This window comes from Marinobacter segnicrescens (assembly GCF_900111555.1).
GTDB classification, from domain to species: Bacteria; Pseudomonadota; Gammaproteobacteria; order Pseudomonadales; family Oleiphilaceae; genus Marinobacter; species Marinobacter segnicrescens.
In genome coordinates, this window is sequence record NZ_FOHZ01000024.1 from 1 (window position 1) to 13936 (window position 13936).

Annotated in this window: 13 protein-coding genes; 7 read left to right on the plus strand and 6 right to left on the minus strand. The window is 59.4% G+C overall.

From position 1 onward, the window contains the following. Positions 1-359: 359 nt before the first annotated feature. Positions 360-1565: a tyrosine--tRNA ligase gene (tyrS, locus tag BM036_RS16240; protein ID WP_091854296.1), complete on the minus strand. Its 1206-nt coding sequence runs from the start codon at positions 1563-1565 to the stop codon at positions 360-362. Positions 1566-1851: 286 nt separating this feature from the next. Here tyrS and BM036_RS16245 point away from each other — a divergent pair, with 286 nt between their 5' ends. Both BM036_RS16245 and BM036_RS16250 read left to right on the plus strand, forming a co-directional pair. After that, positions 1852-3297: an OapA family protein gene (locus tag BM036_RS16245; RefSeq protein ID WP_091854298.1), complete on the plus strand. Its 1446-nt coding sequence runs from the start codon at positions 1852-1854 to the stop codon at positions 3295-3297. Between the two features lie 4 nt (positions 3298-3301). After that, positions 3302-4405: an anhydro-N-acetylmuramic acid kinase gene (locus BM036_RS16250; protein ID WP_091854300.1), complete on the plus strand. Its 1104-nt coding sequence runs from the start codon at positions 3302-3304 to the stop codon at positions 4403-4405. A 59-nt stretch (positions 4406-4464) separates the two neighbouring features. Here BM036_RS16250 and erpA read toward each other — a convergent pair whose 3' ends face one another. From erpA to argC, 4 genes are read right to left on the minus strand one after another with little or no spacing between them, the layout of a single operon-like run. Continuing rightward, positions 4465-4818: an iron-sulfur cluster insertion protein ErpA gene (erpA, locus tag BM036_RS16255; protein WP_091854302.1), complete on the minus strand. Its 354-nt coding sequence runs from the start codon at positions 4816-4818 to the stop codon at positions 4465-4467. A 59-nt stretch (positions 4819-4877) separates the two neighbouring features. Further along, a complete protein-coding gene (locus BM036_RS16260) occupies positions 4878-5405 on the minus strand; it encodes a bactofilin family protein (RefSeq protein WP_091854304.1) in 528 nt (175 codons plus the stop codon). Between the two features lie 2 nt (positions 5406-5407). Beyond that, positions 5408-6148 (minus strand): DUF6776 family protein, encoded by a 741-nt coding sequence (locus BM036_RS16265; protein WP_091854306.1) that lies wholly within the window; start codon positions 6146-6148, stop codon positions 5408-5410. A gap of 13 nt (positions 6149-6161) precedes the next feature. Beyond that, positions 6162-7199 carry an N-acetyl-gamma-glutamyl-phosphate reductase gene (gene argC, locus BM036_RS16270; RefSeq protein WP_091854307.1) on the minus strand — a complete coding sequence of 346 codons (1038 nt, stop codon included), beginning with the start codon at positions 7197-7199 and terminating at the stop codon, positions 6162-6164. Between the two features lie 190 nt (positions 7200-7389). Between argC and BM036_RS16275 the strand changes: the two genes are divergently transcribed. The 5 genes from BM036_RS16275 to hemL all read left to right on the plus strand — a co-directional run bounded on the left by BM036_RS16275 (position 7390) and on the right by hemL (position 12419). After that, a complete protein-coding gene (locus BM036_RS16275) occupies positions 7390-9165 on the plus strand; it encodes a chloride channel protein (protein WP_091854308.1) in 1776 nt (591 codons plus the stop codon). Continuing rightward, positions 9162-9590 carry a protoporphyrinogen oxidase HemJ gene (gene hemJ, locus BM036_RS16280; RefSeq protein WP_245742692.1) on the plus strand — a complete coding sequence of 143 codons (429 nt, stop codon included), beginning with the start codon at positions 9162-9164 and terminating at the stop codon, positions 9588-9590. The genes BM036_RS16275 and hemJ overlap by 4 nt, the downstream gene beginning before the upstream one ends. Positions 9591-9628: 38 nt before the next feature. After that, entirely contained in the window at positions 9629-10396 is a 768-nt protein-coding gene (gene thiD, locus BM036_RS16285; RefSeq protein ID WP_281247034.1) for a bifunctional hydroxymethylpyrimidine kinase/phosphomethylpyrimidine kinase, read from the plus strand. Beyond that, positions 10393-11061, plus strand: coding sequence for a thiamine phosphate synthase (gene thiE, locus BM036_RS16290; protein WP_091854313.1), 669 nt, complete (start codon positions 10393-10395; stop codon positions 11059-11061). Before thiD ends, thiE begins: the two co-directional genes overlap by 4 nt. A 77-nt stretch (positions 11062-11138) precedes the next feature. After that, positions 11139-12419 carry a glutamate-1-semialdehyde 2,1-aminomutase gene (hemL, locus tag BM036_RS16295; RefSeq protein ID WP_091854316.1) on the plus strand — a complete coding sequence of 427 codons (1281 nt, stop codon included), beginning with the start codon at positions 11139-11141 and terminating at the stop codon, positions 12417-12419. A gap of 50 nt (positions 12420-12469) precedes the next feature. Here the strand turns inward: hemL and BM036_RS16300 are convergent, their stop codons facing one another. After that, positions 12470-13819: a tetratricopeptide repeat protein gene (locus BM036_RS16300; RefSeq protein ID WP_091854318.1), complete on the minus strand. Its 1350-nt coding sequence runs from the start codon at positions 13817-13819 to the stop codon at positions 12470-12472. Positions 13820-13936: the final 117 nt, after the last annotated feature.

Sequence of the window (13936 nt, forward strand, 5' to 3'; positions counted from 1 at the left end):
TCTTGCTCAAGACAAAACTCATATTTCGACGAGTCGCTGCCTCGATATCTGTTGCCAGATGGTCTCGGCCAGCGCCCACACGAATTACTTGGTCAACTTGTTAAAGAGCGTTGAGCGTCTGCTCAATCAAGGCCGCGTATTCTACATCAGATCGCTACCTTGTCAACGGTTATTTTGAAGTTTTTGTCGCCGCTTCCGAAGAAGCCTTACACCGAAAAAACCCAAACCTTACAACCGCTTACTTCCCTTCCCGGTTCCGCCGTCGCCGGCGTTCCCTGTCGAAGTGGGGCGCATTCTACAGCCCCACCGTTTTCTGTCAACGACCTTTTTGAAAAAAGTTCGTTTTTCTTCAGAATCGCTCAATCGGTAACCAAAACCCGTGCAATTTTCTTCTTGCCAGCCTGGATCACCACATTCTCGCCCCTGGAGAACTGCCGACCGACATCTTCGAGCTGCTGCCCATCTATATAGACAGCACCCCGCCCGAGCACATCCTTCGCCGCTGCACCATTCTTCACCAGCCCGGCCAACCGAAGCACCGCCGAGATTGGCAGACTATCCTGGCCATCGAGCGACACTTCAACTTCCGGAACGTTCTCGGGGATCTCGCCAAGCGCCACCCGGTTACCCGCAGACTTATGGGCGCTGGCTGCCGCTTCCGCGTCATGGAAACGAGTAATGATTTCCTCCGCGAGGATCTTCTTGAATTCCTGGGGATTCGCCCCGCCCTCAACGGCCTTGCGATACTCCGCCACCTCAGTCAGCGGGCGGAAGCTCAACAACTCGAAGTACCGCCACAGCAACTCATCCGGCATGGACAGAAGCTTGGTGTACATTTCGCCCGGCGTATCACTGACACCCACGTAGTTGCCCAAGGACTTGGACATCTTCTGGACACCATCAAGCCCCTCAAGGATCGGCATGGTCAAAATGACCTGGGGTTCCTGGCCGTAGTGCTTCTGCAGAATACGCCCCATGAGGAGGTTGAATTTCTGGTCGGTACCACCGAGTTCGACGTCAGCTTTCAGTGCGACGGAGTCGTAACCCTGAACCAGCGGATAAAGGAACTCGTGAATGGCAATGGGCTGCTCGGCGCGGTAGCGCTTGTCGAAATCATCCCGCTCCAGCATCCGGGCTACGGTATACTGGCCGGCCAGGCGAATCATGTCCGCCGCCGTCATCTTGCCCATCCACTCGGAATTGAAGACAACGGTGGTTTTCTCCGGATCAAGGATCCTGAACACCTGCTCTTTATAGGTGATGGCATTTTGCCGCACCTGCTCCTCAGTCAGCGGCGGCCGGGTTGCGCTCTTGCCCGTAGGGTCACCAATCATTCCAGTGAAGTCACCGATGAGAAAGATAACCTCGTGCCCCAGGTCCTGGAACTGGCGAAGCTTGTTAATCAATACAGTATGACCAAGGTGCAGGTCAGGAGCCGTGGGATCAAACCCGGCCTTGATGCGCAGCGGGCGACCCTGCTTCAGCTTCTCGACCAAAGCTTCTTCGGGAATCAGCTCATCCACACCACGCTTGATGATCGCCAGCGCTTCCTCTATCGATGCCATAATCCTCGAACCCCATAGCAAAAACGGGCGCTGCCGTTACAGACCTCAACAAAAGTAAGCTGAGCGTAACGGCAAACCCTGATACATTTAACGCGTCACCGGCTGCCCGGACACAGAAAAGAAGTCGCGGATTATATCAGCCGAATCGGGAAAATCTGCCGTTACGCTGTTTTTCGCTGTGACGGCGAGCGCTTTTTATACGATTCTGCTTGCTCTATACTTGAGCCAGAACTTGAATCAGATCATACAAGCTACCGACGTAGCGACAAAAATACAGGTTTTCGACGTGATCAAAACGTTCCCCAAGCTCCATCTCATCGCCGCCGCCGGTATCAGTCTCGTGGTGGGCGCCACTTTGGTTTTCAGCCCCAGTGCTGATGTCGAAGCCAAGCGCATGACTGTCAACCTGGACCTGGAAAAGCCTGGACAGCCCGTATCGGCACTGCAACTGACAGCACGGTCCGAACAGGCCAGCTCACCAAGCCCGGAAAAATCCGCACCCTCCCAGCCGGCTGAAGCCCCGACGGCGACAGACACCAAGCCAACCGCCGAGGCACCAGAAGAGTCCGTAGCAGACGCTCCCACCGAACCGGCCGAACCGGCTCTGACCTGGAGCGAACTGAAGGTTGAGAGGGGCGATACCCTGTCTTCCCTGTTCAAGCAGGCCGGATTCAATGACCGCCTGATGCTTGCCGTCATCCATGGCGAAGGCGAAGCCGACAAACTGCAACACCTCTATGTTGGCGAAACGCTGGCCTTTGCCACCAACGAACAGGGTGAGCTGGTCAAGGTGCGCCTGGACCGTAGCCGGCTTGAGTCACTACTAATCACCCTTGCTGAAGAAGGCTATGTCGGTGAAACGGTAATGGCAGAGCCCGAGCCAAGACTGGCGTTCGCCTCCGGAGAGATTGAAGGCTCCCTTTACCTGGCTGGCAAAGAAGCCGGGCTGGATGATCGCATCACCATGGAACTGGCCGGCATCTTCGGCTGGGATATCGATTTCGTCTACGACATCCGTAAAGGCGACAGCTTCGAGGTGGTTTACGAGGAGCTGTACCTGGATGGCGAAAAAATCGATGACGGCAAAATTGTTGCTGCACGCTTCGTCAACCGTGGCCGCGAAGTCGTCGCCCTTCACTACACCGATTCCAGTGGCGACAGCGATTACTACACTCCGGACGGCAACAGCATGCGCAAGGCTTTCCTGCGCACACCCATCAACGCCCGGGTGTCATCACCGTTCAACCTGCAGCGTCGCCACCCGGTACTTGACGTGGTTCGTCCCCACGAAGGTACAGATTATGCCGCACCCCCCGGCACGCCGATCAAGGCTGCCGGCGATGGACGAGTTTCCTTTGCTGGCTGGAAAGGCGGCTATGGCCGCACCGTGGTGCTCTCCCATGGTGACAACATCAGCACCCTGTACGCCCACATGAGCGGCCTGGGCAAGGGCATTTCCAGCGGCACCCGGGTCAAGCAGGGACAGACGGTTGGCTACGTCGGGTCATCCGGCATGGTGACAGGCCCGCACCTGCACTACGAATTCCGGGTTAACGGCGTCGCCCGCAACTCCAGGACCATCGACCTGCCGGAGGCGAGCCCGATCCCCGACAGCGAGATGGCCCGGTTCAAGACCGCCACTCAACAGCAGGTTGCACAGCTGAACACGCTGGGAGAGGGCTTCCGCCAGATTGCCATGGCCCAGGAAGCCGTTTCCGACCGGGACCAGTAAACCAGTGGCCCTGTACATCGGCCTGATGTCAGGCACCAGCATGGACGGCGTCGATGCCGCGCTGGTGGACCTGACGGAGGCCGGCAGGGCTTCCTTGATTGCCACACACACCGAAGCCATTCCCACCACGCTCCTTCAGACCCTGACAGCGCTCAGCCAGAATCGGGGCACACCAGACGAACTCGGTCATAGCGACCATGAGCTCGGCGAGCTCTTCGCCACTGCAGCCAATGCGCTGATCCGCAAGAGCCCGGAATCCGGTCCAATAAAGGCAATCGGCAGTCACGGTCAGACTATCCGCCACGTGCCCGATGGTGCCACTCCGTTTACCCTGCAACTGGGTGATCCCAACATCATCGCTGAACGCACAGGTATCACGACGGTCGCTGACCTTCGGAGACGGGATATGGCGGCCGGAGGCCAGGGTGCGCCCCTGGTGCCCGCGTTTCACCATGCCGTTTTTGGCTCGGATACCCAGCACCGGGCACTGGTCAACATAGGCGGCATCGCCAATCTCAGCTGGCTCCCCGCCGGCAATGAGTCAGCGGGGGGAGGATTTGACACAGGCCCTGGCAATGGCCTGATGGACAGCTGGGCCCAGCACCACCTGGGCGAACCTTTTGACCGTAACGGCGACTGGGCGGCCAGCGGACAGCTGCAAGCTCGTATTCTGGAGGGACTCCTTCAGGAGCCCTACTTCGACAGACCAGTCCCGAAAAGCACCGGTAAGGAACTGTTCAACGCCGCCTGGCTGGATGCGAAGCTACGCCAGTGGCCGGATACGGATCCTGCTGACGTCCAGCGCACCCTTCTGGAGCTGACCGCTCTCACCATTACCCGCCAGCTACCCGAAGCCCGGCCGTTGGCGGTCTATGTCTGCGGTGGGGGCGCGAAGAACGTGGCATTGATGAACCGTCTGCGGGATCTACTGGAACCAGACAAGGTTTCAGTCAGCACCACCTCGGAGTTGGGAATTGATCCGCAATGGGTTGAGGCAGCTGCCTTTGCCTGGCTAGCCAGGCAAACCATGGAGGGCCTCGCCGGCAACGTGCCTGCAGTAACAGGGGCAAGTGGCCCGCGGGTTCTGGGGGGCATCTACCCAGCGTGATTTACCGGCAGAGTGTGAGCGGGTACCGGCACACTGGCGTGCGCTGGTACCGACTGTTGCTAGATAGAAAACGACGAGCCGCACCCACAGGTGGAAGTGGCATTGGGGTTCTGAACCACAAACTGCGAGCCTTGCAGCCCTTCCTGATAGTCAATCGTTGCGCCAACCAGGTACTGGTAGCTCATAGGATCCACAAGCAGGGTCACGCCGTCCCGCTCGATGGCGGTGTCGTCTTCCTGCTGGCTGTCATCGAACGAAAAACCGTACTGGAAGCCGGAACAGCCACCACCGGTGACGAACACCCGCAGTTTGAGGTCAGGGTTACCCTCTTCTTCTACGAGCTCTTTTACCTTGGCGACCGCACTGTCGCTGAAAAACAGGGGTACGGCTATTTGTTCCTGAACTGCGCTCAATTCTGCCTCCTGACATCCTGGAATGATGCCATTATGGTATTCCCGACCAATTTGATCAACTATTCTCCACCAGCCTGACCGGCTGACTTCCGTTCATCCATCGGGTTCGCACCCGGCTCACCCGGACTGTCATCCGGCAGGTCGTCTCCCTGCAGCCCGACCGGCTTCTGCTTATCCGCCGCACCCGGCAGCTGAGGTCGCGGCAAAGAGTCTGGGTCCCTGCTGTGAACCATATTGCCATTAACTGACGCACCGGCCGCCATTTCCACAAGGTTGTAATATACGTTACCCGTTATGGCGGCCTTGGGCGCCAGTTCAAGATGCTCACGGGCAAAAACGTCACCTTTTACGGTGCCGTTGATGATAATGTTGGGAGCGACGACATCTCCCTCGACTTCACCACACTCGGACAGGCGGACCAACGCTGCCCCGGACTCTTCATCAGCAATGATGCTGCCCTGAACACGGCCATCCACATGCAACCCACCGGTGAAGTGGATATTTCCTTCTACCCGTGTCTTTGCCGATATCAGGGTATCGAACCGACCCTGGGGACGCCTGCCTTTCTGCTTTTTCCTGCTCAACATGCTCAATTCCTCGTGATTTGCCGCCAGTCGAAGGTTCGCTCAGCCTCAGAGGCCTTATTTCCTTCAGCCTTGGCAACCACCTGGATTTCGTAGGGTTCAAAATTATCCGGCAAGGTCAGCATTCCCTCCACATCCTGGAAATACCGGAAGCGGAAACGCACGCCCAGCTCCTCCACGTCACCGGACAGGTCCCGCAGGGGAATCACTTCCTGTTCGCCGTTCCGGTCCCCTATGATATTCACTACCACGACGCCCGAAATGTAGCTTTTGTTGTCACCAACCTGGGTCAATACCAGTTTGAAAGCGTACTGACCCTCGACCCTACCTTGCCGCAGGCTCAGTTGATCCACCTGCAGCCCCTTGCTGACCTCGGACGGTGCCATGATTTTTCGATAGAAGGTGAGGTCCGCTTCCAGCGCCGCCTGGCGCCCCTCCAGTTCCGCAATGGTGTTACGAGCTGTCGTCAGGGCCTGCTCGTCAATCGCACTGGCCCGCTCAAGCTGCACCATCCTGCGGCGAACCTCGTCGTACTCCTGGGTAACCTCGGCAAGCTCCCTTGCCAACGAAGGCCGGGTCTGCACCACATCCACGATACGGTGCCCGCCCTGAGACCAGCCGACACCATAACCAACGGCACCCGAAAGGGCGCATAGCATTAACACACCTATCACCCGCCAGGGCTTCGGGTGCCGCCGGCGAGGGACAATGACATACTCATCCCGGGAATTTCGCGTTTCGCTCAAGGCGCCAATTCCATCAGGGCAACAGCGCAGGAACCCTGAGGCCCGCACGCTCATCAAGACCAAACATGATGTTCATATTTTGTACGGCCTGGCCCGCGGCTCCCTTCACCAGGTTGTCGATAACAGAGGTAACAATGACCACCGGGCTGTCTTCCTGCCGGTGCAGCGCCATGCGACAACTGTTTTCACCCCGCACGCTGCGGGTCTCCGGATGGCTACCGAAAGGCATGACATCGACGAAAGGCTCATCCCGGTAGCGCTCTTCATACAACGCCTGCAGGCGATCAAAGTCTGCGGGATCATTCAGTTCAGCATAGAGCGTTGCTTCGATACCCCGGATCATCGGGACAAGGTGCGGTACAAAGCTGACCCCTACCCTGCCAGCGGCCATCTGCTCCAGCCCCTGGCGAATTTCGGGCAGGTGCCGGTGTCCGGAGGCACCATAGGCCTTGAAGCTCTCGCCTACCTCACCATGGAGCATCCCAACCTTGCCCTGGCGCCCGGCTCCGCTGGCGCCAGACTTGGCATCCGCAACCAGGTGACCCGTCCGGACCAGTCGATTCTCCAGCAATGGCAGGAAGCCCAACTGTACCGCTGTAGGATAGCAACCGGGATTGGCAACCAGCTCGGCCTGCCTGATGGCCTCACGGGCCACCTCCGGCAAACCGTATACGGCCTTCGCTGCCCATTCTGCCGTTTCGTGGGGCATACCATACCAGCGAGCCCACACATCCAGGTCACGAATCCGGAAATCTGCTGACAGGTCCACAATCCGGACACCCCTGGCCAGCAATTCAGGTGCCATGCGCATGGCAACACCGTGGGGAGTCGCAAAGAAGACCAGGTCACAGCCTGCAAGCACCTCCACGTCAGGCTCGGTAAAGCTGAGGTCGTAGTAGCCGCGAAGATTGGTATACATATCAGCGACAGCCATACCGGCTTCCGATCGCGAGGTGATACAGGACACCTCCACATCCGGATGCGTGGCCAGAATCCTCAGAAGCTCAACCCCGGTGTACCCTGTTCCGCCGACAATACCTGCTTTAATCACCAATCTCTCCTGCTCGGCCTGTGAATATGACAATGCGTGCCTTCACCCCACCGCACGGTCAGGGCTCTGAAGGAACGTCATCATTAACGTCTTAGTCTACCATGATAAACCAGTGTCTTATTGCAGAGGCGGCAGGGCCGGTTACAATGCGTCCTAACTTGCTGAAACGGCGGTGTGCAGCGGCGATGTAATGAACGATCTGAAACAGAAACTGAGCGACAGGCTGATACCCGGATTCCGCCGGAGACTGGCCGGAGTAGATGCCCTGCCGCAACTGGCGCTGCTCGGCTTGCTCTCTGGGGTCTTTACCGGCGCCGTTATCCTGCTGTTCCGGTTCGCCATCGAATTTCCCCTTGGCTACCTGTTGCCGGAAAACGACGCCGAGAATTACGAAGACCTGGCCATGCTTACCCGCACACTCCTGCCACTGGGCGGGGCGGTCCTGCTCGGCTTGCTCCTGCACTGGCTTGCATCCCGCGACCGCAAGGTAGGGGTGGCCCATGTCATGGAGCGCCTGAACTACCACCAGGGTTACATCACCTTTCGCAGTGCACTGGTCCAGTTCGCAGTCGGGGTAGGCACCCTGCTGACCGGCCAGTCAGCGGGTCGGGAAGGGCCTGCAGTGCATCTCGGTGCAGCGGTATCCAGCCTGATGGGCCAGTGGATGCGCCTTCCCAATAACAGCATCCGCACGCTGGTAGCCTGCGGCTGCGCTGCAGCAATATCCGCTTCATTCAACACCCCCATCTCTGGCGTCATTTTCGCCATGGAAGTGGTGATGATGGAGTACACCATCGCCGGCTTCACCCCAATCATCCTGTCAGCGGTCAGCGCGGCCATTGTCACCCAGGCCGTGTACGGCAGCGAACCGGCGTTCTCGGTTCCGGCACTGACCATGAACTCACTTCTGGAAATCCCCTGGATTCTGGCGCTAGCGGTAGTGATCGCCATTGCAGCCGCCAGCTTTATCCACATTCTTTCCTGGGCCAATCGTTTCAATCATCGGCCCATTTTTCTGCGAGTCGTTTCGGCGGGCGTCCTCATGATGCCCTTCGCCCTGATCATCCCGGAGGTCATGGGCATCGGCTATGACACCGTTTCCCTTGCGATTCATGGTGAACTGCCGTTCTGGATCCTGCTTGGCGCCGGCCTCGCCAAGGTGCTCGTGACCGCACTGACAGTCGGCCTCGGCATGCCCAGCAGTATTATTGGCCCCACGATATTCATGGGTGCCACCCTGGGGGCCGCAATGGGAATGGTGGGCGCCATGGTAGCGCCTGAGCTGGCATCATCCGTGGGCTTCTATGCCATGCTCGGCATGGGCGCAATGATGGGAGCGGTTCTCCAGGCCCCGCTGGCGGCACTAATGGCACTCATGGAGCTGACCCGCAATCCGAACATCATCCTGCCGGGGATGCTGGTCATTACAACCGCCTCACTGGTGACCAGTGAGGTCTTCGCGAAGCGCTCAATCTTCCTGACCATGCTTCAGAATCAGGGCCTCAGTTACCAGAACTCACCCATTATCCAGGCGTTACGCCGGGTCTCAGTGGGCGCCATCATGGATCGTAGCGTGACCCGCATCGACAGGGAAATCAGCTATGACGCTGCGCGGGAACTCCTCAAAAGCGAACCGAAATGGCTGGTTGTCGAAGGCAGTAACGGGCCCTCTGCCCTGCTACCCTCTGTGGACCTGGCACGCTTCCTTGAGCACCTGAAAAACCGACAGGCGGAGGAGGACAAATCCCTGCCAGAGGTAATCGACCTGATGGAAATGCCAGCAAACCGCCGGGACATTGCCCCGATCCAGTACCAGGCGACCCTGGAAGAAGCGCTGGACCAGTTCGAATCCACCCAGGCCGAGGCACTTTACGTGCAGCGTCATGTCGCACCGATGATTCAGCGCATTTACGGTATCGTGCTCAAGTCCGATATCGAGAGCTACTACCAATACCGACGGAGTTGACCATGCTTTGGGTTAAAACCCTGCACATTATTTCCCTGGTTTGCTGGTTTGCCGGCATCTTCTACCTGCCAAGACTCTTCGTTTACCATGCCGCCTGTGAGGACCAGCCAGGGCGGGAGAGGTTCAAGGTCATGGAGCGCAAGCTGTACCGGGGTATCACCACTCCCTCCATGGTCGCCACGGTGATCTTCGGTGTCTGGCTCCTGAGTTACAATGTATCCGGCTATTTCAGTCAGGGCTGGCTGCACGCCAAGCTGTTGCTGGTGGCGCTACTGATCGCCTATCACTTCTATTGCGGCCACCTGGTCAAGGTATTCCGGGATGACCGTAACCGGCGCAGCCACGTATTCTATCGCTGGTTCAACGAATTGCCGGTGCTGGTCCTGGTTATCGTGGTCATTCTGGCCGTGGTCAAACCATTCTGAGGAGTTACGCCATCAACCTACATCAACGCCCCCAGGTTCTGATCGTTTCCGGACTGGACCCGTCTGGCGGAGCGGGCGTGCAGGCCGACATACAGGCCACCACCGCCCTTGGCTGTCACCCCCTGCCGGTACTGAGTTGCCTGACGGTGCAGGACACCCGCAATGTTTATAACGCCGAGGCGGTGGACGCCGACCTGGTTCGGCAGCAACTGGAGTACCTCGCGGCAGATTGCCGGATCGATGCCGTCAAGACGGGCGCCCTGGGCAATGCTGCGGTGGTCAATGCAGTGGCGGATTTTCTGGACCAGCACACATTGCTCCCGCTGATAGTCGACCCGGTCATCAAGGCAGCGGGCGGCGGTGACCTGGCTGACGATGAACTCCTCAGCGCCATGCAGCAGCGCCTCTTCGCGCGGGCCGAAGTCATTACCCCCAACGGTATCGAGCTGACGCAGCTTGGCGGGTTTGAAGACCAGCGAGACAGCGCGCGGCACCTGCTGGACGGGGGCTGCCAGGGCGTGCTTGCTACCGGCGGCCACGGTATCGGTGAGTTCATCACCAACACACTCTACCGCCAGGACCAGGCGGAAAAATCCTGGCAAATTGAACGGGTAGGCGGCGAGTACCATGGCACGGGGTGCACCCTGGCCGCAGCCATTGCCGCGGGGCGAGCGGCCGGACTATCCCTCGAAGATGCCATTGAGCAGGCTCAGCGGTTTGTCAGTGGCGCCATTAACCACGCGCTTGCGGTTGGTCACGGGCAACCCGTGCCTGACCGGGGTGTGACCTGGGCAGCTCAGGGATGACAGGACCTGTTTTCGCCAAGGGCCTGCGCCCGGGCCTTTATGCCATCACTGACAGCCGCTTGCTGCCGGATCACCAGCTGGTGGCCGGTGTAGCTGCCGCCATTCGAGGCGGTGCCGTACTGATCCAGTACCGGGAAAAGGACCTCAATACAGCGGACAAGCTCCGACAGGCAACAGCACTGACCGAACTTTGCCAGAGGGAAGGTGTTCCGCTGATCATAAACGATGACCCTTACCTGGCTCAGCAATGTGGCGCCGACGGGGTTCATTTGGGGCAGACCGATGGATCCATTGAAACAGCCCGCCACATCCTGGGGCCCGACGCCATTATCGGCGTCACCTGCCACGGCGATCTCGCCCTGGCAGAGACGGCCCGTACAAGGGGCGCGGATTACCTGGCATTCGGCCGGTTCTTCACCTCAGAGACCAAACCGGGAGCACCCCGGGCCGAAGCGGTAATTTTGGGCAAGGCGGCAGACCTGAACCTGCCACGTACCGCCATTGGCGGGGTAACCACGGATAACGGCGCGTCGCTGATCCAGTCCGGGGCAGACCTTCTGGCCGTTGTCGGCGGCCTGTTCGCCGGGAGCAGCGAGCAGATCGAATCACGGGCCAGGGCATTCACCCGGCTGTTTGCCGAGCACCACCCTCTTTTCAAACTCTGATAGCATTGCGGTCACTCTCACTGCCGAGTCCTGACCGGACTACCAACTTTCCCCGGCGACCATCAAGGAGCCTACAGATGACCCATTCCGAGACCCTGTTCGAGCAGGCCCAGAAATACATCCCCGGTGGTGTGAATTCCCCGGTACGCGCCTTCAAGGGCGTGGGCGGCTCTCCAATCTTCTTCAAACACGCCGAAGGTGCCTACCTGTATGACGAGGATGACCGTCGCTACATTGACTACGTGGGCTCCTGGGGACCCATGATCGTCGGGCACTCCAACGAGCACATCAAGCAGGCCCTGCATACCCAGATCGAACTGGGCGTAGGCTACGGTGCGCCAACCGCCATCGAAACCGAGATGGCGATGAAGGTCTGCGAACTGGTGCCTTCCATCGAACTGGTCCGCATGGTCAACAGCGGCACCGAAGCCACCATGAGCGCCATTCGCCTGGCCCGGGGCTATACCGGTCGGGACAAGATCGTAAAGTTTGAAGGCTGCTATCACGGCCACGTGGACTCACTGTTGGTAAAGGCGGGCTCCGGTGCCCTGACCCTGGGCGTACCCAACTCACCCGGCATCCCCGCCAGCCTGGCAGAACATACCATTACCCTGACCTACAACGACATAGAGGGAGTTCGCAAAACCTTCGAGGAGATCGGAGACCAGGTGGCTGCGATTATCGTGGAGCCGGTGGCCGGTAACATGAACTGCATTCCACCGGTACCAGGCTTCCTGGAGTCCCTGCGGGAAGTTTGCGACCAGCACGGTACAGTGCTGATCTTTGATGAAGTGATGACCGGCTTCCGGGTTTCACTCGGCGGCGCCCAGGGCCATTACGGCATTACCCCGGACCTGACCGCCCTTGGCAAGGTGATTGGCGGTGGCCTACCGGTTGGTGCCTTCGGCGGCAAGCGGGAGATCATGGAACACATCTCTCCGCTGGGCCCCGTCTACCAGGCGGGCACCCTGTCCGGCAACCCGCTGGCGATGACCGCCGGGCTGACCACCCTGAACCTGATTTCCGAAACCGGCTTCCACGACAGGCTGACGGCGAAAACCCGCACCCTTTGCGACGGCCTGAAAAAAGCCGCCGACGAAGCGGGCATCCCTCTGACGGTGCAAAGCGCCGGCGCCATGTTCGGCCTGTTCTTCACGGACGAGCCCGAGGTCACACGGTTTGACCAGGTCATGAACTGCGACGTTGAGCGTTTCAAGGCCTTTTTCCAGGGGATGCTGAAAGAAGGCGTTTACCTGGCACCGTCCGCCTTTGAGGCCGGCTTTACCAGTGCGGCCCTCAGCGATGAGGACATCGAAGCCACCATTGCAGCTGCAAGAAAGGTCATGGCTACCTTGTGAGTCCTGAACGGGGAGCGTGCAACAGTCCGGCAGCTCCCCGATCGGGCCGATTAGAACAGGTAATCAATGCCCAGGCGATAAACCTCGTTATCGTAATCATACTGGTGCAGTGAGCTGTCGTTGCTGTGATGGCTCGCTGCTGCCACAACAGACCAGCTCTGAGTAAGGAAATACTCCGCTGTCAGCTCGACGGAGTAACGGTGATCCACCCGACGTCCTGACTCCCAGCCGATGTCGGACGTAATCTGATAGGGGTCCGGATAATCACTGTAGCGGTAGCCCAGTCCACCACCCAAGATCCAGGCAGCCCAGCCCAGGTAGCTCAGTTCCAGACCAAGCTCCTGGCGTCGGGGTGACAGGCTGGCGAACTGCCCGTCACCGGCAAGGTCCTCACGCCGGTTGAACTCCAGCCCCAGGCTCCCGGCGGCCTGCCACCGGGCCCAGCGATGGTGGTAGCTTGCCACTGCTTCGTAGCGCATACCCTCATACGGCTCGAACCCATCAAACGGACGAACGTATGAGGCTTCCAGGGCAAGCTGACACCGGCCGCCCAGATAGTCGTCTGCACAGCTATCCTGCTGGTATTTGAGTACCAGTGCGGTATGAAGCTCCCGGGAATCGCCTCCCTCCCGGAAAAAACGCTGCTCCACACCGATCTCATAACGCTCCGCCACACCCCGGGAAACCCAGGACACGCCGAGCTGGGCGGCATCCGTAATGAAGTCGCGTTCAGTATGATAGTGACGCCGAAAGACGCTGGCCGATAGCTGGACTGCCTCTGCAGAACTCCCCCCGGTCGCTCCGAGAGGCAGCACAGGACCACGGCCGGCCAGCAATACATCCGTGAAGCCATCAGACAGGTCCGATGCCGCACTGTCGGGCCTCAGGGCGAGGTTGCTTTCGTAACCGCCGCTCAGGGCGACCAAACCCAGCCAATACGCTGGCGCCGGGGACTGAGTCTGGTTCAGGATCTGCAATTGCCGCCCGGCCAGGCGGCGAAGTTTCTCCTGCCCTGCGGTATCAAACACCTGCCCGAACCACACCCGGGCCATCTTCTCGTCACCTTCCGCCAGGGCGACCAATCCAAGGTTGTAGCCCGCCAGATCCTCATGTTCGGTGCCCAGCAGTTGACGGAATGCCTGCCGCGAACGCCGATAATCACCGACCCGGTAATAGAGGACGCCCAGGTTGTAGTAGAGGGCACTGGACTCCAGGCCACTTTCCCGGGCCTGCTCCAGCAGGCGGCGGGCCTGTGCCAGCTCTCCCCTCTCAAACGCGCCGACACCTTCCTGCAGCAACTGCCAGGCATCTGTGTCAGCGGTATCACCCGGCGCTGCAAGGGACGGCAAAGCCACCATCAGCAGCGGGCCGGTCAGGAGCAGGAAAAGCAGACGCGACAAACAGATCTCCCGGCTCGGTTATGACAATCGATGGAGTAGGGTCAGGCGAGTATAGCAGGGCGGCAGGCAGGCCCAAGTATCAGGCCGGCGGCAAACGACGCCTTGAGCGAACATAAA

Coding starts and splice junctions, on each gene's coding strand:
- tyrS (WP_091854296.1), bottom strand. CDS start 1,565: ATGGCATCGATAGAGGAAGCGCTGGCGATCATCAAGCGTGGTGTGGAT.
- BM036_RS16260 (WP_091854304.1), bottom strand. CDS start 5,405: ATGTTGAGCAGGAAAAAGCAGAAAGGCAGGCGTCCCCAGGGTCGGTTC.
- BM036_RS16275 (WP_091854308.1), top strand. CDS start 7,390: ATGAACGATCTGAAACAGAAACTGAGCGACAGGCTGATACCCGGATTC.
- thiE (WP_091854313.1), top strand. CDS start 10,393: ATGACAGGACCTGTTTTCGCCAAGGGCCTGCGCCCGGGCCTTTATGCC.
- hemL (WP_091854316.1), top strand. CDS start 11,139: ATGACCCATTCCGAGACCCTGTTCGAGCAGGCCCAGAAATACATCCCC.